Genomic DNA, 22,386 nt, shown 5'->3' with positions numbered 1-22,386 from the left:
TGTGCTCCCTTAAAAAGCGGATAATTGCAGCTAAATGAAAATACACTGACAAAGTCTGGCGCAAACACCTATTGGCCTTACTTATTAGTGCGCACGAAGGTGGAACAACTCAATGGAAATTAAAGTTAATTTTCTCGATAATCTTAGATTAGAAGCTAAGTTTGACGATTTCTCAGTCATTGCGGATCAACCAATCCGTTATAAAGGCGATGGCTCTGCGCCAAGTCCGTTTGACTACTTTTTAGCATCTTCGGCTTTATGTGCTGCGTACTTTATTAAAGTGTATTGTAATGCCCGTGATATCTCGACTGACGGTATTCGTGTTGCGCAAAACAACATTGTTGATCCTGAAGATCGTTATAACCAAATCTTCCAAATCCAGGTTGAACTCCCTGAAAGTATTTCAGAAAAAGACCGCACCGGCATTTTACGCTCTATTGATCGTTGTACCGTAAAGCGTGTTATTCAAACCATACCTGAATTTAAAATTGATGCCGTAGAAAGCTTAGATAACGACGCGCAAGCCATGTTAATGGCAAAATCAGAAGGCAGCGAAAACACCTTTATTTTAGGTAAAGATTTACCGCTTGAGCAAACCATTGCTGATATGACAGCGATTTTGGCTGACTTAGGCATGAAGATTGAAATTTCATCATGGCGTAATATTGTACCAAACGTCTGGTCATTGCATATTCGTGATGCTGCATCACCGATGTGTTTTACCAATGGTAAAGGCGCCAGCAAAGAAAGCGCATTATGTTCAGCCCTTGGCGAGTTTATTGAACGTTTAAACTGTAACTTTTTTTACAATGACCAGTTCCTTGGTGAAGAAATTGCCAACAGCGAATTTGTTCATTACCCGAACGAAAAATGGTTTCAGCTCACTGATGATGACTCACTACCAGAAGGTATTTTAGACGACTATACCCTGAGCATTTACAACCCTGAAGATGAGCTGTGTGGCTCGCACCTTATCGACACTAACTCTGGTAATGTTGAGCGAGGTATTTGCTCGATTCCATATGTGCGTCACTCTGACGGCGAAACTGTGTACTTTCCATCAAACTTGATTGAAAACTTGTTTTTAAGTAACGGCATGAGTGCGGGTAATAACTTTGCCGAAGCCAAAGTACAATGTTTATCTGAGATTTTTGAACGTGCTGTTAAACGCCAAATCATCGAGCAAGAACTGGTATTGCCAGACGTACCAGAAGCGATACTTGCTAAATATCCTAGTATTGTTGCCGGTATTAAAGGCTTAGAAGAGCAAGGCTTTCCGGTTGTTGTAAAAGACGCATCTCTAGGCGGGCAATTCCCTGTCATGTGCGTAACGTTAATGAACCCGAAAACCGGTGGCGTATTTGCTTCATTTGGTGCACACCCAAGTTTTGAAGTCGCCCTTGAACGTAGCTTAACAGAGCTATTACAAGGTCGCAGCTTTGAAGGTTTAAACGACGTACCTAAACCAACATTCAACAGCATGGCAGTATCTGAACCTGAAAACTTTGTTGAACACTTTATTGATTCAACCGGTAAGATCTCATGGCGCTTTTTCAGTGCTAAACACGATTATGACTTTGTGGAATGGGATTTTTCAGGTACTAATGAAGAAGAAACAGCTAGCTTATTTGGTATTTTAAAAGCCTTAGGTAAAGAAGCTTATATTGCTGAATTTTCAGATCTTGGCATCGCATGCCGTATTTTAGTGCCTGATTATTCAGAAGTTTACCCTGTCGAAGACTTAATTTGGGATAACACCAATAAAGCCCTTAAATACCGTGAAGATATTTTAAATCTGCACAGTTTAGATGAAGACCAACTTGCCGACTTAGTTGAGCGCTTAGAAGACAGCCAGCTTGATAATTACATCGATATCATCACCTTAATTGGCGTTGAGTTTGACGAAAACACCGTGTGGGGTCAGTTAACTATTCTTGAGCTTAAGCTGCTAATTTACTTAGCATTAGGCGATTTAGAAGCGACCATGGAACTGGTTGAAACCTTCTTACAGTTTAACGATAACACTGTTGAACGCGGGTTATTCTACCAAGCAATGCACGCGACTTTAGAAGTTGCGCTAAATGATGACTTAGAAATTGAAGACTACATTCACAGCTTCACCCGCATGTTTGGCCAAAAAGTAATGGATGCAGTCGTCGGCTCTATCAATGGTGATGTGATGTTCTACGGTTTAACTCCAACCAATATGCAACTTGAAGGGTTAGATCGTCATCAGCGTTTGATCGACAGCTATAAAAAACTGCATGGGGCTCGCGCTGCAAGAGCCAAATAACTATTGTCAGCGCGAGATTTGCGTAGGCGGGAGTTTATATCGCACTGTTGCTCTTTCTGCCGGACAATAACTTCTTAAATTTAAGCACCTAGCAATGGCAGGTGCTTTATTTTTTTATAGCGCAAAGCCAACGATATGCAATGGACTAGCTCTTTAACTGGCACGGTTTGATTAAGCTTAAACACCAAAGCACGGTTACCTTCATAGCTAAACGTATCACCATAAAGCTCTTTGAAGGTTTCAATAAGTTTAGTTTTACAGTTAAAGTAAATACAAAATTGCTCAGCTGATTTTGGTTTGTGATCAAAACGAATGGTAGTGCCTATTTTTGAAATATAACTCGGCTCTCCCCACTTGAGTGTTTCTTCAAGTTCAGTGATGCCATCCTGCTTTGCAACACGGAATATAATCTCTCGAACTTCATTTAAGACAACTACAACCTGTGAAGGGTAAGTCGTAAACTTTTGTTGTACTTGCTCATCCATTTGATCATCCTTGCTTAAAAAGCATTTACTCTGATAGCTGATACCGATAATGCCCTGTAATTTTATAGCGAAACAGCACGTCTTCACGCTGCGGCCCTGCGCCTATGTTATGCACTATCAATGGGGTTTTGTTATCTGCAGTGTATGTATCTACCACGATACCGATATGCGGCAAATTGCCCGGCAGCATCCACGTGACAATATCGCCTGCTTTATAGGTCTGAGCATTATTAGTTATGGGCAGTACTGTACCGTGGCGTTTAAAAAAAGCCTGTAAATTAGGCACGCGACGATGATCAATATTACTATCGGGTTTAGTAAGCCCCCATATTCTTGTTGATGGATAGACTGAAAAATTATCGCGCATATCTTCATGAACTAACTTTTGTAAATCGATACCCAGTGCTCGGTAGCTGCGAATAATCACATCTGTGCATACGCCAATATTGGCAGGTACATCGCCATTTGGATAGGCAATGCGTTGATAAGCGCCGTCATAGCGCACGCTTTGTGTTGTTCTATCATTTGCAGCGTTTACAAAATCATCAGCAAATGAGTTGCTGCTGTAGCTACATACTGAATACAATAACAACAAAGACCAAGTTATGTATTTCATGAAACTTCCTTTTAACGTTCAGATTAAAACTTAGTTTTTAATCTTTGAAATTGAGTGTTCACTGAGCATCAGCCTTATTTCAAATTCACTTCGCTTAATTTCTTTAATAATAGATTGCCTATTCATCTCCATAAACAGCCAGAGTTTAACGGCAATTTGCATCATTAGACTACTTACAAAACACACAGCCCAAAACAGTTGCTGTGCTATCTGCTCAGCATTAAAATATTGATAGACTGATAGTATAAAAATTGCCGTGAGTATAAAAGCCAACATCGTACCTAAAACTGTCCAACTGCGCATTTTTCCGCGATATATACGTGTAAACTGTTTGAATAAACCAGAATCAGTCTCTAAAACAGACTCCAAATTGTGTTGTTCAGCCTGTAAGCTCTCTTTTATTTTCTCATCTAAATTCATCACTCTCTCCAATTATTCACTCAACCATTTTACCAGCTGTGCTCTCGCTCGGTGTAAACGTGACTTAACTGTGCCAACAGCAACATTTGTTATTAAAGCAATGTCGCTAATTGACATTTGCTCTAAATAAAACAAATAAACACTGAGCCGCTCACTATCTGGCAGGTTATTTATTAATTTTGCTAAATCAATAGATTGCTCATTACAATGTGTAGTATCTATTGATTGTTCATGCTTATCCGGCTGAAAACTTTCTATGTACTTATCTTTACGGGTGACATCAACAAACTTGTGGTATACCACTCTAAATAGCCACGCTTTAAACACGCTTGGTTCTTTTAATTTACGAATGTCTTTTGCTACCACAGTCCACGCTTCTTGCGTTATATCCTTTGCTAAGTCTTTCTGTTTACAAAGTTTCATCGCAAATAGAAAACTAGGGTTATACAAATAAGTACATAATGAGTTAAAAGCTGGCTCATCCCCTTGCTGTGCGCTAATTACAGCAAGCGTTATTTGCGTCGAATTCATGCCTCTCCTTAATATCTTTTCTACAAGACGGTTTAGCAATGTAAAAGGTTCGCTGTATTTTTATTTTTTCATAAAAAAGCCCAAGCAAATCGCTTGGGCTTTAATCTTTTTCAACGCTTCAATTAGCTAAATTACTTTTGCAATTTAATGCCATTAAAGTGCGCTTGTAAGTCTGTTACCAATGTTTGTTTTGGTAAATCTGCAAACGGTTTGTCGGCAAATTTGCTACCACGAAGCTGTACGTTTAAACGCGCAGCTTGTGGGTTTAACATAGTTTGCTGGTAGTAGTCTTTAATATCTGCAAGCGTGACTTTTTCAACTTCAGCGATTAACTTATCCTTTGAATCAAAATCAAAGTTTTCACGATACCAATCGCCAATCAGTGGGCCCATTTCATCGCTAAGATTTTTAGGCTGCTGTTTAAGCGACACTAATACGGCATTTTTAAGCTGCTCGAAGGTTTCTTCACTCATGTTATCAAGCTCTACTGCATATTGCATTTTGAACTCTTCAAAACGCGCTTGCATGGTTTTTACATCTTTTACTGGGGTTTGAATAAACAAGCCAATCGCTGAGTAATCTTCAATTGGCCGTGCTAAGCCACCAACCGCATATGCTAATTGCTCTTCAGTACGTAACTTGTCAAACGCGACGGTACTAAAGTGACCTTGTAAGACTTGCGCTTGCGCTTTTCGCTTATAGCCTGCAATCGGGTGTACGGTCATATCAATGATAGCTACATCAGCCACATCAATATCTTTTTGCAATACAATCGTTTCGCCTGGTTGCGGTAACCACGCTTTACTGCGCGCAAATTCAGTGCTTATATGCGCCGCTGGTAAAACTGCCGTTAACTCTTTAGCTATCGCTTCAACATCTGTTTGGTTATAGTTACCATAAGTAAACACCCGCATTTCGTTATTAGCGAAGGTATGCTGTTTAAGCTGCTCAAAATCTGCAATGGTTAATGCTTTTGCCGTATTGATCAGTGCATCGGTGTCAAAGCTGCCAGTTCGTATTAATTTAGAATACTCACCAAACGCTTGATAATAAGGGAATTGTTTTTGGGCGTTTAATAAATCACGTTGGTAACGATCAAGCGCTTGAGCAAAACCTTGCTCAGTTACTTGCACATCAATATTTGTCAGTGCTTGCGCGAGTAAAACATTTTGTTTATCGGTAAAACCACTCATTGAAAGGATAAGTCCGTTACTTGCTTCAAGGCCAACACTCATACCTGCCACGGCAGCTTCGGTACTTAGCTTGCTTTGTTGTAAGTTAAATAAGTCAGACCATACTGAATAAAGTACTTTAGCTTTGATATCCGTCAAAGCATCTGGGGTATTTAAGTAAACTTCGACCAAACCTTTCGGTTGCTCGGCAAAGTTTTGACTCGCTTGACGCCATACTTTTACGCCATTTTTATCATATACCAGCTTAGGGTGTTTTTGCTCTGCAAATTGTGCTGTTTTAATCGCAAAACTCTCTGGTAATAAACGGTTTACCGTGGGTAATGCTAAGGCAAACTGACTAGGCTTACTCCAGCTGGCAATTTCAGCATCACTGATATCTTCAATGCGGTATTTACCATCGTAAAAATGCAATTGTGAATCGGTTTCTTCTTGCTGTGAGGTATACCAAATACGTAGAGTATCAGCATTGAGTTGCGCAAGTACGTTGTTGATCGCAGCTGCATCAAACTTAGCATAATAAAAAGGCGCATTAATAACGTGGTTTAGTGGATAATCTTGCATGCTACCAGTTAAATTACTGACATAGCCAAATTCATCGCCTTTTTCTAAAAATTGAAATTCATTATTAAGTGAAGTGCGAATTTCATTAAAGTATTTACTATCTACACCTTCTTTTTTGATCAAATCAATATATTGCATTATTGTTGCAACGATCGTTTCACGGTTTTTCATGCCTTCGTCTGTTAATTGCACATTAACCGTCAGCGCACCGTAATTACCATATTGGGTTGGTGCTGCCCCGGCTGAAAGTTGTGAAACCCAGCCTTTATCACGCAAAATTTGCGCCGGGCTACCTTGCATTTCATTGCTTAATAAGTATGCTACAAAACGGTTAGGTTTAACGGCAAACTCATTGCTGTTATCGGTAATAGTAAAATCAAGTTGTAACTCTTTTACGTCTTCATTCGGCGCGTAGTGAACGCGTTTTCCACCTACGTTATCAAAATCTAGCTTTGTGGTAACAGTTGGTTTGTCGATCTTTTTATCTTCAATATCAGCGAAGTATTTTTGTGCTTTCGCTTCCATTTCCGCAAGTGGTAGATTTGAAATCATTGCTACTTTCATAATGTTAGAAGAGTAGTATTTATTATAAAAATCAACGGTTTCTTTATGTAGAGAGCTACCGTCTTTATCACCTAATGTTTCAAGATTACCGATTAAAAAACGATTAGCTGGATGATCGCCCATCATTTGTCGGGCAAGCTTAAACTGACCAAAAAAATCCATCTCGCGACGCATTGACCATTCGGCGTTTACTGCGTTTTTTTCTTTATCGGTGTATTCTGGGTAAAGCTTAGGGGATTTAAAAAAGTCAGCAAAACGATCCAATGCTTCATCGTAAGCATCGTTATTTACTTCAAACATGTAATTAGTAATATCTAACCATGTATAAGCATTGTGGGCGCCGCCGTTTTTAGTCATAAAATCAGAGTAACCCTTGGTATCTGGGTAACGATCTGTGCCTAAAAATAGCATGTGCTCTAAATAATGCGCCATTCCCTGCTGGCTGATTGGATCATGTAATAAACCAACACCCACACTCAATGAAGCGGCTGATTTTTCAGCAGTTGGATCCGACACTAAAATTACTTCAATCTCATTCGCAAGTTTAAGGGTTTTATATTGACGAGTATCGTTGGGACTTATTACCAGCGTATCTGAAAGTAATGACGTTTGCTGCTGTACCGCTGTGGTGGTAGTGCCGCAGCCACTTAATACTGCTAAAGCAATAGCGCTTAAAGTAATTATTTTTTTCATATTGAGAATGTGATCCATACTTATTTGTTGTTTGAATGATCGGTAAAATTCAAAACCCTTGCAATCATTTTTCTAAATACTTTGTAACACATTGTGAATTATAAAGACAAACTGCTAGGCTTAAAGCTAGATTATTTATCAAATGAGACTCTTAATGGAAAAATATGTATTACTCGCGATGTTTTCTCAGGTACTACTCACTTTTACGGTAATGGTAGTCATGGGCCGCCGCCGTTTTAGTGCGGCGCGTAACAAAACGATTACTATGCAAGATTTTGCCACTATGCAATTAAATAATGCGGGTGATGATGTACATATTGCCGGTAGAAACTTTATTAATCAGTTTGAAATACCAGTGCTATTTTTTGTAGCCTGTTTAGCTGCTTTACAGCTCAATGCAGCGGGTTATGTATTTATTACTTTAGCCTGGGGTTTTGTGATTTCGCGCGTCATTCACAGTATTATTCATTTAGGCAGCAATAGCGTAAAACCTCGCTATTATAGCTTTTTGCTTGGCTGTTTACTGGTTTTAACTATGTGGGTGTTATTAGTAATGCGGGTATTTGCACTCTAAAGCGTTACGTTTGCTATCGGGACACATAACCCGATAGCAAGTATATACCTTTAAGCTGCGCGGCGGCGTTTAAAGCCAAGCAATAATAATGGTAGTAACCAGCTCATACTACCACTTGAGCTATCCCCATCATCAGGCTGAGTTGGAGTTGGATCGTCAATTAGCGTATTTTCTTTTGGAGATAAATTTACTGACGAATTTGGATCATTATCCAGTACCACAACACTATTGATCGACACTAAATTAGCAATAGTCAGCGTAGTATCTGCACTTGCACATTGGTCTTTAGTTAGATTAACTACCGGTATTTCACCGCAATGCACTAAAGCAGAGATCTTATCAAGCACTGCATAACTATCTGCTGTAATCTGACCAAATACGGTAAAACCGCCATTTTGCTTATCTAAATTTGCACTATTATCTTTGAGATTAAAAAACCATTGACTGGTGGCGCTATTTTTATCACCGCCGACTTTTGCCATGGCAATCGTGCCTTTTACATTCGATAGTTCTGGCTCATTCACAACAGCTGGTGACGTTGTGATCGCTTTAAAATCATCGGTAAAAGTAAAGCCTCCGCCTTGAATAATAAAGTCCTTGATTGAACGGTGGATCACGGTTTGGTTGTACGCATCACTTTGTATATAACTTAAAAAGTTCTCGACCGTTTTCGGAGTCTGTTGATCAAACAAATCGACCTTAATAGCGCCTTGTGAAGTTTGCATTTCAACTACAGTGGCATGGCTTGCAAATGAGGTTGCGGTTAACAAACCGCACAGTAATAGTTTTTTCATTATTATATCTATCCTGAAGAATGTTGTGGTTATGTGAATTTAATGCAAATAATAAAGAACTCTTGTGGAGATTACGATAGCAAAACGTACCTTTAAACAAATCAAACCGAATTGATTACATTTAAATTACATGTAATTACATTATCTTGTTATTCACTCACGTTATAAATAAATTTTGTTTAAAACGAAATCGTCTTAATAGCCGAGTTTATTTTGTTAGTATTATTTATAACAATAAAACACACACAACAGGATTAACAACTATGTCGTATGAAGAGCAACACATATGTGATTTTGGCTTACACCAAGGAGAGGCGTACACTAAGTTACCCGCAAGCTTTTTAAACTGGATGGTGGGTAATAACCATGAAAAATCAGCATTAGCAGAACAAGAGTTACAGCGACGTCAATTAGCGGCAACTGGAAAGTTAAATTTCCAAGATGACATTAAAATAGAATAATTACGTTATTTTGCAATAAAACTAGTTTAAACTATGCGCTTAATAAATAGCACAACACTGACAACACGGGTCATATTATGCGCATATTACTTTCATTTTTCCTATTACTAAGCATTACTGCATGTAGTAATCATCAAACCTCCGTTCAACAAGCTGACACAGCAGATATTCACTATCTCACCATTTTACATACCAATGATAATCATGGCCGCTTTTGGCATAACGAAAAAGGTGAATACGGTATGGCTGCACGTAAAACCTTAATCGACCAGTTACGTGCTGATGCGCAGCAACAAGGTCACGCAGTGCTACTTCTATCTGGTGGTGATATAAATACAGGCATTCCAGAATCAGACCTGCAATTTGCAGAGCCTGATTTTAAAGGAATGTCATTAATTGGTTACGATGCGATGGCGATTGGTAATCATGAATTTGATAATCCACTGAGTGTTTTAAAACAACAGCAGCAGTGGGCAAATTTCCCGCTTCTTTCGGCTAATATAATTGATAAAAAAACCGGTAAAAATGCCTTCGAATCCTATAAGATTTTTAACAAACAGGGGCTGAAAATCGCCGTTATTGGTTTGACAACCACAGATACCGCTAAAATAGGCAACCCGCAGTATATCGGCGGCCTTGAATTTCAAGAGCCCGTTGCAGTAACCCAAGCTTTAGCTGAGAAAATCAAAGCACAATATCAACCGGATATCACGATTGCAGTAACTCATATGGGTCATTATGTTGATGCGAATTATGGCATAAATGCACCTGGCGATGTTACCCTTGCCCGCTCTTTACCGGCTCATACCCTTGATATGATCATCGGCGGTCACTCACAAGAACCTGTGTGCATGGCAAGCGAAAATAAAAATGACGATAACTTTAAACCCGGTATGACATGTAAACCAGACCAACAAAATGGTACGTGGATAATGCAAGCTCATGAATGGGGTAAATATGTCGGCAAAGCCGAGTTTAAACAAGAAAACGGCGTATTAACCTTATTAGATTATAAATTATTGCCAGTTAACTTATACGTTGATAAAACGCAAGCTGATGGTTCAATTAAGCCTGAGCTTGCCAACGAATACATCAAACCAGACGCTGCCTTAAAAACATTTTTAGCTGATTACCAAGCCAAAGGTGCAAAACAAATTGAAGGTGAAATTGGTTATGTTGATGCAAAGCTTGAGGGCGATCGCAATAAAGTTCGTTATCAACAAACCAACTTATCGCGCGTTATTGTGCAAGCACAAATGAATGTTGTTGGCGCCGATTTTGGTATCATCAGTGGCGGTGGCGTACGTGATAGTATTGCTGCAGGTGCAGTTAGTTATAAAGATATTTTAAAAGTACACCCTTTTAAAAATCGCATCGCGTATATTGATTGGCAAGGCCAAGAGCTTTGGGATTACCTTGAGACTGTAACTAGTTTCCCACCGGATTCTGGTGCTTATTTGCAATACCACAAATTAAGCTTCGAGCGTAACGATAATGCGCTGACTAAAGTGATGATCAACGGCAAAGCTTTGGATAAAAACAAAACCTATCGCATGAGCATTAATAGCTACAATGCATCTGGCGGTGACGGCTACCCGATACTGATAAATCATAAAGGATTTGTCAGCACTGACGAAACAGATGCACAGGCATTAAAACGCTTCTTTATTGAAAATAGTCCAGTCAAAGCCATTGAATTTGCTCCTAAATAATCAGAGCTTACCTCACACAGTTTAAGTATTAGCAGTGTGAGGTTTTTATTCTGAACTAACTCACTAACCAGGTTAAGGTTATTTGCCTATCACCTCTATATCATCTGCTTTGATATTCGATAAACCATAACTATGTAACCGTGACCGAGAGCCTTCACCATGTGCCTTAGGAGGGTAATATATTTCCTTCAGCTGTGAGTGTTCAATAAGTACCTCATCCAATGCAGCCCTAATTTCACTCAAGGTTTTTTCTAGACTGTTAGTAAAATTAGGCCGTTTACGAATAGTATGGCCAAGTTGTGTTAATCGGTAAAAATACTTATTAGCAAGTTCAATTAACTCATCCGGCACATCTTTGTTTTGATTAAGTGTCACGTCCGGATTCTCAACGCAAAACTCGATTAAAGCCAAGTAAAAACACAGTGGTTTGTTAGCTAAGCCAGCTTTTATCTCAGCGTTATCATTAATAGCCAAAACTTTGGCTTGCAAATCAATCACTAGTTTCACTTGCACATTAATCAGTGGAAGTTGCTCTACTTGTTCTTTTAATGCTAAGTGTTTCAGCGATGTTCGGTTAATAAGTTCAGCCCACTTAGAAAATAAAAAAGCCAATAATAACAATACAATAAAGGTATAAATATCGCTTGTATGCCACCAACGCGTCTCAATTAAAAATGTAATCGCAACTTTTTGATCACTTGTTTCAAGATACTCTATCCGACTTTCGCGGCCATTATTTGTTAATGCCAGTGAGACATCATTGATGGTATTAACTTGAATTGGCTGTTGTATCAATTGCATATTCAAACGTTTTAGATAACCAACAATAGCATCATGATTACCCGAGTGTTTCAAAAAACGATTTGATAAGTCTAACCGAGGTAAATCTAGTGCAATTCGGTTTTCAATATCAGCCATTATTAAATCGTTATGTTGCGCCTGCTGCAGATAACTAGAGAGTTTAAACGTCAATAGCGCCGCACTAAAAATAAGCAGTGTCACGCCAAACAAGCGCTTATTATTCATCACGTTGCTCTCCTAAGAATTCAGCTTTACCCGCTGAACAATGCCAGTATGGTTCAACATGATTAAAATAAGTCGACACTTGCTGCTTAGATAATTGGATTAATTGAGATTGGATAGCGCACAGCAAATCAGTGTTCTCATGCTGCATTTTAAAGTACCAACGTGTGCCTATTACATTATCGCTGATTGGAGTTATATAATTTTTAGAAAAATGCGCCTGATCTGCTTCCTTCCAAAAAGAGGCTATTAAATCAACCTGTCCATTGGCTAATAACTCCCTAAGCTCATTATGTGAACTGGCGTAAGTAATTTTTAAATTTTCAAGGTTGATCCCTAAATCTTTAAACTTTTGTTTAGGTAGTATATGCCCCGATCGGCTTGTAGGATAATCAAGTAAGCCAATCCGTTTCCCCAAAAAGTATTGCTTGTTAATTTTTGGCTTTTCTTTAGCTGAAATAAAAAACGCAGTATAACTTGGAAAGCCAACCACAGGCTGGTAGTTATAGGTCGATTCAGCTTTGAAGGCTGACATAATGTTGTTTTTTGCTAAAATTAAATCAGCAATACCTTTACCAATGAACTCAATGCTATCGGCAGTACGGTAACCCCATAAAGCGATCACTTCGCCATATTGTTTTGCTACAACGGGATCTTCACACAGGTTTTGTGTTAAAGAACGAGCGACCTTTTGCGACGAGGCATAGACAATTAATTGCGCTTGGTTTTCTGTTGCCCTCGTCTGACAACGACTAGATGTTTCAATTAAAGGCTTCAAGGTCCCCGTTGATGTAACCACACTCAGCTGGCCACTGAGCCAAACCAACAAAAAAAACAGTAACAAAACAGTAACAAAGAAGCTGTGTTGCAAAAGCAGCTGTTTAATTTTCAAAAGTTCAACAATCCAAAACGATTCATCCTTCTATTTGACCAATTTAAATTACTTATTACAACAAGTAATTTTACCCAAAACAGTTAAGCTTATGAATTAAAAGAACTATCAATGGGAAATTATGAATTTCTTTGAGTCCTTCCTATTTATCTCAAAATCAGGACAATTCGCGCCATAGAAGAGGCCGCTCTTGCCAAATAAGATCATTGAGGAAAACACAAATGTTACGCAAAATTACACATGGGTTTAGTTATCTTTTAGTCGGCGCAGTACTTTTATCATCACAAAATGTATTGGCTTGGGGACAAAATGGCCACAGAATAGTCGGTAAAATTGCCGAAAATCACATAACAGACGCAACTAAAGCAGAGCTTAAAGCACTTTTAGAAGGGCAAAGCCTAGCGCAAATTGCTACTTGGGCTGATGAAATGCGCTCTGATCCGAGTCCTTTTTGGCAAAAAAAATCTTCTCGTTGGCATTACATTAACGCGCCAAGCAACTCATCTACATTTACTCACAACCACGATGAAAACTTAAATAAAGATAATGTAAGCAACATTCTTGAAGGGATGTATTTTGCCATCGATACACTACAAAACAAAAACAGCTCAATAGATGCCAAACGTTTTAGCTTACGCTTTCTTGTTCATTTAGTTGGCGATAGCCATCAGCCGTTTCATGCCGGACGTGCAGAAGACAGAGGTGGTAACCGTGTTAACGTTACCTTTTTTGGCCAGCCAACCAACCTGCACTCATTGTGGGACACTAAATTAATCGAAAATGAGAACCTATCATTCACTGAATTCGCGCAGTTTATTGATACTGATAATGCAGAAATAATTACCGAGTACCTAGCCAGTTCACCAGAGCAATGGGTAACAGAGTCACACAATTTAGCTGACAAACTATACAAGCTAAATAATGACGAGATTGGCTTTAGCTACATTTACGAAAATACACCGATTATTAAAACTCGCTTACAACAAGCCGGTATTCGATTAGCAGGATTATTAAATACGTTATTTGATAGTTCAGCAAAACCGTTAGCAAAGGCACTTAAGATGTCAGCTAACACAAACAAGTAATAAACCTTAACTTTCCACGGGAATCAACAAAATGAATAAGCTTCGCCTTTCGAAATTAACTGGGGCTGTGATCCTAGCCTTAGGTGTTTCTACAAGCGTAATGGCAGCAGATACCTCATCCGCTATGCGTGGTAAAATTACTACACCTTCTGGCACTGCAGCTGCAAATGTGAAAATTAAAGTTATTCACCAACCAACTGGCACTGTAAGCGAATTAACAACCAATGAAAGCGGTACCTTTATTGCCAATGGTTTACGTGTTGGCGGCCCTTACACTGTGTTTATTGATTCAGACCAATTTACCGATACCATGCTTGAAAATATATATTTAGAGCTGGGCGATACATATCGTCTTAATTCTCAGCTTCAAGCAGCTAACATCGAAAAAATTGAAGTATCAGGCTATAAAATTATTCAACAATCTGGTGGTTCAAGCAGTACCTTTGGCGAAGATACAATCAGAAATATGCCAAGCTTTAACCGTGACATTAAAGATATTGCCCGTCTAAATCCTTTAGCAAGTATCAATGGTAATGGCGAGTTAACGTTTGCTGGTAGCAACCCTCGTACTAATGGCCTGACTGTTGATGGTATTGGTCAAAACGATGACTTTGGTTTGAATCCTAAGGGCTACCCAACGTCTCAACCTCCTGTTTCACTTGATGCAATAGAGCAAGTTTCAGTAGACGTATCACCTTTTTCAGCTTCTAAAGGTAACTTTGGCGGCGGTACAATAAATGCCGTAACGAAGTCTGGTACTAACGAATTCAAATTTTCAGGTTTCTATGAAACATCTACACCAGATATGGCCGGCGATGTTCAAACAATTAACGAAAGAGGTACTGATGAAGCCGGTTATAAAACTTATTCAACAAATAAAGTAAAACCGATTCAAACTGAACAACGTTTTGGTTTTAATGTCGGTGGCGCAGTTGTTAAAAATGAACTGTTTTACTTTGTAAACTACGCACAGTGGTCAAGTGAGCAGGATTTAGAGTATGGCTTTAAAGATTCTGGTGCTGCAAATGAATTTAATATAACCGAAGACAGTTACAATCGTTTTATTGCTATTTTAAATGACGAATATGGTTTAACAGACTCATTAGCCGGGGCTCCTGAAGACACCAATAAAAATTTATTGGTTAAACTTAGTTGGAATGCCAGTGATGAGCATCGCATAGATTTCACATACCAGTGGCAAGACGATCAAGCTGAGAAAAATGAGAGTAAAGGTGGAAATAGAGTAGTCTTAAAATCAAATACATATGCATATGTTACTAAGTTTAATAATTTTGCCACTAAACTTTACTCTGATTGGACTGAAGACTTTTCAACAGAGATTGGTATTGCCTATAAAGATGTAACCTCTGACAGTATTACTCGCTCTAACTTAGGCAGCATTACCGTAGAAGAAGATGGCAGAAATGGCCCTAATTTTAATTTTGGTACTGATAGATATCGCCATGCGAACAAATCTGAAACTGAAAACTTAACACTGATGTTTGATGCAACTTATCTAATGGACGAGCACGAAATAAACTTTGGGGCTCAATATGAGTCACTTCGTTTATATAACCTCTTTGCTGAAAACTCATTAGGTACATGGAAATTCACTAGTCTAGAAAATTTTGCTAACCGCGAAGTGAGTGCATACAACTTCTCATATCAAAATGCGTACACTAATAATTCAGCAGATACCGCCTATGATGCTACACGTAGTCAATTTGCTTTATACGTTGAAGATACTTTTTACTTAAGTGATGACTTAGAAGTGACAGCTGGGCTTCGCTATGAGCGCTTATCATCTGATGATAAACCGACTCTTAATGAAAGCTTTCTAAGCACCTATGGTTTTAGTAATCAAGAGAACCTTGATGGTTTAGATATTATTCTACCTCGCGTTGGCTTTAAATATTATGCAACTGAAGCATTAACTATCAACGGTGGAATTGGTCGTTTCCAAGGTGGCATTCCAAATGTCTGGTATAACAACTCATTTCAAAAAGATGGTATTACCCTCGTTTCTGCACCAAATAGTGTAATAAACGACTACTACCAAAATAACCCAGCAGATATCACTCAGGTCCCTGATGTTATTAAAAATTCGTTAGTGCAAGGCGCTGGAAGCACCGCTTACATTGATCCTGATTTCAAGCTACCTTCAAGTATTCGTGCCCAAGTTGGCTTTGAATATGAATTTGATTCTGAACTATTAGGTAATGGCTTTAAATGGCAGGCCGAAATTGCTTACCACAAAAAAGAAAATGAAGCTGTATGGCATAATACCTCTATCCGTCCTATTGGTTTAGCTGCTGACGGCGAGCGTGTAATTAATGAAACCATCTACAGTGGTGCATTGAAAGATAATGTTGATATTGCAATGACTAATTCAACCGACGATGGTCGCTCTATCATTATCTCTACTGGTATTGCTAAAGAATGGGATAACGGTTTATTTGTTTCTGCAAGTTATGCTCATCAAGATGTTACTGAGTCTTCTGTTGGATCAGCGTCGCAAGCCGAAGGTAACTATAAGCACAATATTACGGCTAATCGTAACCAAGATGTGGCAGCACGTGGCTTTTATGAAGTTGAGCATAGTTTCAAAATTAACTTAGGCTACAATGCTGAATTTATTGCCGGTTATGCGACTAAATTTAATATGTATTTTGAACGCCGTTCTGGTCGTCCATTTAGTTATACAATGAATATGTATAAAGATGCTCACTTAGGCGACACAAGTTCTTTATTTACCAACAGTGCTTATTTGGCCTATATTCCAACGGGTGCTGATGACGCGAATGTCAATTGGGCTGATTCTGAAATGAATTGGGCACAATTAGCAGAGCGTTTAGACCGCGCAGGTATCTCTCAACGTGGCGGCATTATCGGTAAAAATACTGGAACGCAGCCTTGGGTTACCACCATGGACATCAGCATTAAACAAGAAATCCCTGGCTTTGCTAACGGCCATAGTGGCGAGCTATACCTTATGATTGATAATTTCGCTAACCTACTTAATAGCGATTGGGGTATAGAAAAAAGCTTGGGCTATTCAGACCAATCTATTTATGATTTTGGTGGTCTTGATGACCAAGGACGCTATATTATTGATAATAGCTTTGGTGGAGCTGATGTAAGAAACTATAGCCAAATAACGAGCTCATCAACATGGCAAGCTAAGATTGGTATCAGCTACAAGTTCTAATTTTTAAAACTCTATGTAAAACCCGCTTTTAGCGGGTTTTTTTATGCATAAAGCACTGGGTTTCATACTTTTGTCATATTTAATGAGTAAATTGACCCATGGGTACTAAATTGCTCGAAAAACCGCAATTTTGTTCTAAACTACTTTTATTACAAATTTATGTGCGATGTAACTTATTTGTAATGAAATAATAGGGTACAATTTAGCTGCTTGGAAAATCCGAGCAAATTAATACCAAAACTAAAAAATATTACACCTTACACGGGAAATTAATAATGAAAATTCAACTACGCAAAACAGCACTTTCACTTGCTATCGCAGCTTGTGTTGGCGTAAGTGGCGCAGCGTTTGCAAATGAAACTGCATCATCTGTAAAAGGCCAAATCACAGGTCCAAATGGCAACCCAGCCACTGGTACTCAAATTACTATTATCCACTTACCTTCTGGTTCAACAAAAACAACAACAGTAAATGAACAAGGTAACTTCTCTACAAAAGGTTTACGCGTAGGCGGCCCATATAAAATCATTGTTGATTCTGATAAATATGAAGATACTCAACTTGATGATGTTTATTTAACACTTGGTCAAACTTACCCAGTAACTGTTGCACTTCGCTCGCAACAAATGGAACAAATCGTTGTTAGTGGCGCGCCAATTAGCGCTCAATCAGGCAGCACAGGTCCAGCTGCTTATTTCACTTTAGATGATTTAGAAAACAAACCAGCTATTAACCGTGACTTAAAAGATATTATTCGCGCTGATCCACGTATCTATATCGATGAAACAAACGCTGGTGCTATCAATTGTGGCGGCGGTAACCCACGTTTTAACAGCTTAACTGTTGACGGCGTTCGTATGAACGATAACTTTGGCTTAAACTCAAGTGGTTACCCTACTGAAAGAATGCCTTTCTCGTTTGATTCAATTGCACAAGTTGCAGTAGAACTTGCACCATTTGATGTTCAATATGGTGGTTTTACTTCATGTAACATTAACGCCGTAACAAAGTCAGGTACCAACGAAATCACTGGTGGTTTCTTCTATGATTATACCAATGACTCAATGTCAGGTGACTCAATTGAAGGCGAGAAACAAGAGCTTGGTGATTACTCAGAAAAACGTTACGGCTTTAACGTAGGCCTTCCTCTTATTGAAGATAAGCTATTCTTATTCACTTCTTATGAGAAGCTTGAAGGCGCACAAATTTTTAATTATACGCCATTTGCTAACGGTCGAATTGATCAGGCAACTATTGATCGCGTTACCCAAATTGCTATCGATAAATATAATTATGACCCAGGTACTATGGTACCTAGCATGCCAGTTGAAGATGAAAAAATCTTAGTTAAGCTAGATTGGAATATTAACGAAGCTCACCGTGCAAGCTTTGTTTATAACTATAACGACGGCTTCAGCCTAGCCCAGTCAGACGCAGATTCTAGCGAAATCGCTTTATCTAATCATTTTTATGAGCGTGGTGCTGAGCTACAATCTTACGTAGCATCAGTATATTCAGATTGGACTGATAACTTTTCAACTGAAGTTCGCGTAGGTTACTCAAAACTTGATAATCGTCAAAATTCACTTGATGCAGCATCTGGTTTTGGTGAGTTTAGAATCGATACTGGTGATATTGATATTTACATGGGTCCTGATGACTCTCGCCAAGCGAACAAACTTAAGTATGATAATTTATCACTTAAATTAGGTGGTACATATTACCTTGAAGACCATGAGCTATCATTTGGCTATGAGCGTGAAGAGCTTGATGTTTTCAACTTATTTGTACAGCATAATGAAGGTGAATACCGTTTTGGTTCTATTGAAGAGTTTGAAAGCGGCTTTGTAGACAGAATTTACTATGGTAACGCTTCAAGCCAAAATCCTGATGATGCCGCGGGTGAATTCAAATATGCACTGAATACAGTGTATTTCCAAGATAAGTTTGCACTTATTGATTATGATGTAACATTTACTGCAGGTCTTCGTTATGACTGGTATACCAGTGATGATACACCAACTTATAATGCTAACTTTGAAGAACGTTATGGCTATTCAAATAGCCAAAATCTTGATGGGGTTGACTTACTTCAACCACGCTTAGGTGTTAACTGGATATATAATGATCAGTTAGAATTGCGCGGCGGTATTGGCTTATATTCAGGTGGTAACCCTAACGTATGGATTTCTAACAGCTATTCAAACGATGGTGTTCGTAATGTTCAAGTTAATCAAAGAAATATCCAAATCCTTGGTCCTGATGCAATAGCATTCAATGGCGCAGGTCAACCTGGTTACGATATTCCACAAGGCTTATATGATAAAGTAGGCCAAGGTGGTGCTGATGCTGATGTAAATGTGACGGATCCTAACTTTGAAATTCCATCAGAATGGAAATTCTCACTAGGTGGTACTTATATCACTGAAAGCGATTATGTGTTTAATGTTGACTACCTTTATACCGATAAGCAAGATTCAGCCATTGTTAAAAACTTAGCATATGAAAAAACTGGTGTAGCGCCAGATGGTCGCCCAATTTACAATGGTGGTTCAGACTTCTTGTTAACCAATGTTAAAGGCGATGATGCTTACTCGCATATTCTGTCTCTTGCAATGAACAAGTCATTTGATAATGGCATCGATTTTGCTCTTTCTTATGCATATACAGTGTCTAAAGATGTTAACCCGATGACTAGCTCTGTAGCATTTTCTAACTATCATTACGTTGCGGTGTCTGATTCTGAAAACCCAGGTGTGGCAACATCTAACTATGAAATTCCGCACCGCTTTACGATGAGTTTAGCGTATAGCCATGAGTTATTTGATGGTTACGAGACTAAGTTCAACCTATTTGGTCAAGCACAACAAACAACACCTTACTCATATGGATTTGACTCAAGATCAGGTGGTATGGGATACAACGATGCTGCTCGTCAATTATTGTATGTACCAACACTTGACGACAGCCAAGTTGTTTATGGTGCAGATTTTGATCAAGCAGCCTTTAATGAGTGGGTTGAAAGCGAAGGCCTAACTCGCGGTAAAATCAATAACCGTAACAGCATTGATGGTGATTGGTGGGTTACGTTCGATTTCAAAGTTGAGCAAGAATTTATGGGCTTTACTGATGATCAAAAAGGCTCAGCATACTTTGTTATCAAAAACATCGGTAACATGCTAAATGACGATTGGGGCGTGCTGAAAAGCGGCAGCGCATTACAAAACGCTGTAACGACTGAAATTGTTAATGGTCAATACGTTTACACCAGCTTTAATGATCCAGCAGGTGCAAGTGTAGAAACTAAGCCGTCACTTTGGGAAATGCGTGTAGGTGTTAAATACACATTCTAATTTGCTAAAGTAACTTACAAATTAAATTAATTTTAAAGCCCATCTTTTGATGGGCTTTTTGTTTTATTCATCTAATTTACTAGTTAACTTATCTAAACAACTAAGCAAGGTTTGATACTCGGCTTGAGTTAAAACATCCAACAGATTCTTCTCCCACGCTAAAGCAGCTGGGGCTAATTGCTGATACAAGCCCAACCCTTGCTCACTCAACGCTAACAAGCTGGCGCGTTTATCTGCTGGATCGATTAAACTCACTACATAGTGTTTATCTATCAATGCCTTAATAGCACGCGATACCGTGGATTTATCCATTGCTGCTTGCTCGCACAATGCTTTCGCGTTGCTTTGTCCAAACTGGGCTAAATTAAACAAAATACGCCACTGAGGAATGCTTAAATCACTTTGTTGTTGATACACGGGTGCAAACTGTTCACTCATTTTACTGGCTAAGTTAGCCAGACGATAAGGTAAAAATGTCTCTAAATCGAGAGCCATAACGGCTATGTCCTCTTAATTTACAATCATGTTTAAGTGTCCATAAATATGTACAGTGACAAAAAGCACGATGTTTGAATTTAGTCTCACTTGAGAGTATCTTACAGTAAAACATAAAGGAGTCGAGTGATGACCAGCGAATTAAAATATATGACAGGATTTGGCAATGAGTTTGAAACCGAAGCTCTGCCTGGCGCATTGCCTATTGGGCAGTTTAGCCCGCAAAAAGTAAAATACGATTTATACGCTGAACAATTTAGTACCACCGCATTTACCGCGCCGCGTGCTGATAACCGCCGCACTTGGATGTACCGTATTCGCCCATCGGTTGTCCAAGGTGATTACAGCGCAATTGATAACGGTTTAATTCGCACCGCCCCAATTACCGAAGTCCCAACTCCACCTACTATGCTTCGTTGGGATCCAATTGATATTCCAACCACACCAACCGATTTCATTGATGGTTTGATCACTATGGCTGCAAACGGCAGCGCCAATGGCCAAACAGGAATTGGCATCCATGTTTATGTAGCGAATAAATCAATGACTGATCGTTATTTTTATAATGCCGACGGCGAAATGTTATTTGTGCCGCAGCAAGGTCAGTTACTGCTGAAAACAGAATGTGGTAATTTAACGATTAAAGCGGGTGAAATCGCAGTGATCCCGCGTGGCATTAAATTCCAAGTCGTTTTGCTCTCTGATACTGCTCGTGGTTATATCTGTGAAAATTATGGTCATGCTTATGTGTTAGCTGAGCGCGGCCCAGTGGGAGCCAACGGCTACGCTAACGACCGTGATTTTCAATACCCTGTTGCTGCCTTTGAAGATAAAGAAGGTGAGTTTGAGTTGGTTGCTAAGTTCAACGGTAATATGTTCCGCTGTGATATAGGCCACTCCCCTTTAGATGTTGTAGCCTGGACGGGCAACAGTGCACCCTATAAATATGATTTAGCACGTTTTAATGTAATGAATACAGTGAGCTTTGATCATCCGGATCCGTCTATTTTCACAGTACTGACATCCCCATCAGGCACAGAAGGCGTTGCTAATATTGATTTTGCAATTTTTCCTCCACGCTGGATGGTGGCAGAAAACACTTTTCGCCCACCCTATTATCACCGCAATATTATGAGTGAATTTATGGGCTTAATTGAAGGCGTGTACGACGCCAAAGAGCACGGTTTTGTACCAGGAGGCATGAGTTTACATAATTGTATGTCACCGCATGGCCCAGAAGCTGATGTATTTGAAAAGGCCTCTAACGCAGAGCTTGAACCGCAACGCTACGAAAATACCCTCGCGTTTATGTTTGAATCACGTTACGTTATTTCACCAACAAAATACGCATTAGAAGGCAAAGAGCGCCAACCTAACTACACTGACTGCTGGCGTACTATTAAAAAACACTACAGTGGCCCACAAGGATAATT

17 protein-coding genes are annotated in these 22,386 nt (G+C 39.1%); 8 read left to right on the top strand and 9 right to left on the bottom strand.

The window, feature by feature from the left end:
- Positions 1-112 precede the first annotated feature (112 nt).
- Complete coding sequence (locus tag H5182_RS02185; protein WP_182730759.1) at positions 113-2,293, top strand: OsmC domain/YcaO domain-containing protein; 2,181 nt, start codon at positions 113-115, stop codon at positions 2,291-2,293.
- Between the two features lie 80 nt (positions 2,294-2,373).
- Here the strand turns inward: H5182_RS02185 and H5182_RS02180 are convergent, their stop codons facing one another.
- The 5 genes from H5182_RS02180 to H5182_RS02160 all read right to left on the bottom strand — a co-directional run bounded on the left by H5182_RS02180 (position 2,374) and on the right by H5182_RS02160 (position 7,356).
- The gene (locus H5182_RS02180) at positions 2,374-2,778 is read right to left on the bottom strand and encodes a DUF1801 domain-containing protein (RefSeq protein ID WP_182759428.1); all 405 of its coding nucleotides are present in this window, start codon (positions 2,776-2,778) and stop codon (positions 2,374-2,376) included.
- Between the two features lie 25 nt (positions 2,779-2,803).
- Positions 2,804-3,394 carry a DUF1287 domain-containing protein gene (locus tag H5182_RS02175; RefSeq protein WP_182759427.1) on the bottom strand — a complete coding sequence of 197 codons (591 nt, stop codon included), beginning with the start codon at positions 3,392-3,394 and terminating at the stop codon, positions 2,804-2,806.
- Between the two features lie 30 nt (positions 3,395-3,424).
- Complete coding sequence (locus tag H5182_RS02170) at positions 3,425-3,814, bottom strand: DUF6768 family protein (RefSeq protein ID WP_182733991.1); 390 nt, start codon at positions 3,812-3,814, stop codon at positions 3,425-3,427.
- A gap of 12 nt (positions 3,815-3,826) precedes the next feature.
- A complete protein-coding gene (locus H5182_RS02165; RefSeq protein ID WP_182759426.1) occupies positions 3,827-4,345 on the bottom strand; it encodes an RNA polymerase sigma factor in 519 nt (172 codons plus the stop codon).
- 131 nt (positions 4,346-4,476) lie between these two features.
- Complete coding sequence (locus tag H5182_RS02160; protein ID WP_182759425.1) at positions 4,477-7,356, bottom strand: insulinase family protein; 2,880 nt, start codon at positions 7,354-7,356, stop codon at positions 4,477-4,479.
- Positions 7,357-7,510: 154 nt separating this feature from the next.
- Between H5182_RS02160 and H5182_RS02155 the strand changes: the two genes are divergently transcribed.
- A complete protein-coding gene (locus H5182_RS02155; protein ID WP_149979989.1) occupies positions 7,511-7,930 on the top strand; it encodes an MAPEG family protein in 420 nt (139 codons plus the stop codon).
- A gap of 50 nt (positions 7,931-7,980) precedes the next feature.
- On the opposite strand, the gene H5182_RS02150 is transcribed toward H5182_RS02155, so the two are convergent.
- On the bottom strand, positions 7,981-8,724 hold the full coding sequence (locus H5182_RS02150; protein WP_182730763.1) for a peptidylprolyl isomerase: 744 nt from the start codon (positions 8,722-8,724) through the stop codon (positions 7,981-7,983).
- 263 nt (positions 8,725-8,987) lie between these two features.
- Here H5182_RS02150 and H5182_RS02145 point away from each other — a divergent pair, with 263 nt between their 5' ends.
- Together H5182_RS02145 and ushA are read left to right on the top strand one after the other, a co-directional pair.
- Positions 8,988-9,185, top strand: coding sequence for a hypothetical protein (locus tag H5182_RS02145; protein ID WP_145234351.1), 198 nt, complete (start codon positions 8,988-8,990; stop codon positions 9,183-9,185).
- 77 nt (positions 9,186-9,262) lie between these two features.
- Positions 9,263-10,897 carry a bifunctional UDP-sugar hydrolase/5'-nucleotidase UshA gene (gene ushA, locus H5182_RS02140; RefSeq protein WP_182733985.1) on the top strand — a complete coding sequence of 545 codons (1,635 nt, stop codon included), beginning with the start codon at positions 9,263-9,265 and terminating at the stop codon, positions 10,895-10,897.
- A 78-nt stretch (positions 10,898-10,975) separates the two neighbouring features.
- Here the strand turns inward: ushA and H5182_RS02135 are convergent, their stop codons facing one another.
- The gene (locus H5182_RS02135; RefSeq protein WP_182759484.1) at positions 10,976-11,923 is read right to left on the bottom strand and encodes a hypothetical protein; all 948 of its coding nucleotides are present in this window, start codon (positions 11,921-11,923) and stop codon (positions 10,976-10,978) included.
- Positions 11,916-12,812: a PhnD/SsuA/transferrin family substrate-binding protein gene (locus H5182_RS02130; RefSeq protein ID WP_182759424.1), complete on the bottom strand. Its 897-nt coding sequence runs from the start codon at positions 12,810-12,812 to the stop codon at positions 11,916-11,918. The genes H5182_RS02135 and H5182_RS02130 overlap by 8 nt, the downstream gene beginning before the upstream one ends.
- A gap of 221 nt (positions 12,813-13,033) precedes the next feature.
- On the opposite strand from H5182_RS02130, the gene H5182_RS02125 reads away from it, so the two are divergent.
- The 3 genes from H5182_RS02125 (at position 13,034) to H5182_RS02115 (ending at position 20,458) form a co-directional block, all read left to right on the top strand.
- A complete protein-coding gene (locus tag H5182_RS02125) occupies positions 13,034-13,897 on the top strand; it encodes a S1/P1 nuclease (RefSeq protein ID WP_182730766.1) in 864 nt (287 codons plus the stop codon).
- A 31-nt stretch (positions 13,898-13,928) separates the two neighbouring features.
- Positions 13,929-17,105, top strand: coding sequence for a TonB-dependent receptor (locus tag H5182_RS02120; RefSeq protein ID WP_182733981.1), 3,177 nt, complete (start codon positions 13,929-13,931; stop codon positions 17,103-17,105).
- Between the two features lie 275 nt (positions 17,106-17,380).
- The gene (locus tag H5182_RS02115) at positions 17,381-20,458 is read left to right on the top strand and encodes a carboxypeptidase regulatory-like domain-containing protein (protein ID WP_145234362.1); all 3,078 of its coding nucleotides are present in this window, start codon (positions 17,381-17,383) and stop codon (positions 20,456-20,458) included.
- Between the two features lie 63 nt (positions 20,459-20,521).
- Here the strand turns inward: H5182_RS02115 and H5182_RS02110 are convergent, their stop codons facing one another.
- Positions 20,522-20,953 carry a MarR family winged helix-turn-helix transcriptional regulator gene (locus H5182_RS02110; protein ID WP_149979983.1) on the bottom strand — a complete coding sequence of 144 codons (432 nt, stop codon included), beginning with the start codon at positions 20,951-20,953 and terminating at the stop codon, positions 20,522-20,524.
- A gap of 129 nt (positions 20,954-21,082) precedes the next feature.
- On the opposite strand from H5182_RS02110, the gene hmgA reads away from it, so the two are divergent.
- Entirely contained in the window at positions 21,083-22,384 is a 1,302-nt protein-coding gene (gene hmgA, locus H5182_RS02105) for a homogentisate 1,2-dioxygenase (RefSeq protein WP_182733980.1), read from the top strand.
- Positions 22,385-22,386: the final 2 nt, after the last annotated feature.

The organism is Pseudoalteromonas sp. SG44-17 (genome assembly GCF_014164235.1).
In the GTDB taxonomy this organism is placed as follows: domain Bacteria; phylum Pseudomonadota; class Gammaproteobacteria; order Enterobacterales; family Alteromonadaceae; genus Pseudoalteromonas; species Pseudoalteromonas rhizosphaerae.
This window is presented reverse-complemented; position numbering and strand designations above follow the sequence as displayed.

Bases quoted from the DNA above. Each gene is read 5' to 3' on its own strand.
- H5182_RS02185 (WP_182730759.1), top strand. From the start codon at position 113: ATGGAAATTAAAGTTAATTTTCTCGATAATCTTAGATTAGAAGCTAAG.
- H5182_RS02180 (WP_182759428.1), bottom strand. From the start codon at position 2,778: ATGGATGAGCAAGTACAACAAAAGTTTACGACTTACCCTTCACAGGTT.
- H5182_RS02175 (WP_182759427.1), bottom strand. From the start codon at position 3,394: ATGAAATACATAACTTGGTCTTTGTTGTTATTGTATTCAGTATGTAGC.
- H5182_RS02170 (WP_182733991.1), bottom strand. From the start codon at position 3,814: ATGAATTTAGATGAGAAAATAAAAGAGAGCTTACAGGCTGAACAACAC.
- H5182_RS02165 (WP_182759426.1), bottom strand. From the start codon at position 4,345: ATGAATTCGACGCAAATAACGCTTGCTGTAATTAGCGCACAGCAAGGG.
- H5182_RS02160 (WP_182759425.1), bottom strand. From the start codon at position 7,356: ATGAAAAAAATAATTACTTTAAGCGCTATTGCTTTAGCAGTATTAAGT.
- H5182_RS02155 (WP_149979989.1), top strand. From the start codon at position 7,511: ATGGAAAAATATGTATTACTCGCGATGTTTTCTCAGGTACTACTCACT.
- H5182_RS02150 (WP_182730763.1), bottom strand. From the start codon at position 8,724: ATGAAAAAACTATTACTGTGCGGTTTGTTAACCGCAACCTCATTTGCA.
- H5182_RS02145 (WP_145234351.1), top strand. From the start codon at position 8,988: ATGTCGTATGAAGAGCAACACATATGTGATTTTGGCTTACACCAAGGA.
- ushA (WP_182733985.1), top strand. From the start codon at position 9,263: ATGCGCATATTACTTTCATTTTTCCTATTACTAAGCATTACTGCATGT.
- H5182_RS02135 (WP_182759484.1), bottom strand. From the start codon at position 11,923: ATGAATAATAAGCGCTTGTTTGGCGTGACACTGCTTATTTTTAGTGCG.
- H5182_RS02125 (WP_182730766.1), top strand. From the start codon at position 13,034: ATGTTACGCAAAATTACACATGGGTTTAGTTATCTTTTAGTCGGCGCA.
- H5182_RS02120 (WP_182733981.1), top strand. From the start codon at position 13,929: ATGAATAAGCTTCGCCTTTCGAAATTAACTGGGGCTGTGATCCTAGCC.
- H5182_RS02115 (WP_145234362.1), top strand. From the start codon at position 17,381: ATGAAAATTCAACTACGCAAAACAGCACTTTCACTTGCTATCGCAGCT.
- H5182_RS02110 (WP_149979983.1), bottom strand. From the start codon at position 20,953: ATGGCTCTCGATTTAGAGACATTTTTACCTTATCGTCTGGCTAACTTA.
- hmgA (WP_182733980.1), top strand. From the start codon at position 21,083: ATGACCAGCGAATTAAAATATATGACAGGATTTGGCAATGAGTTTGAA.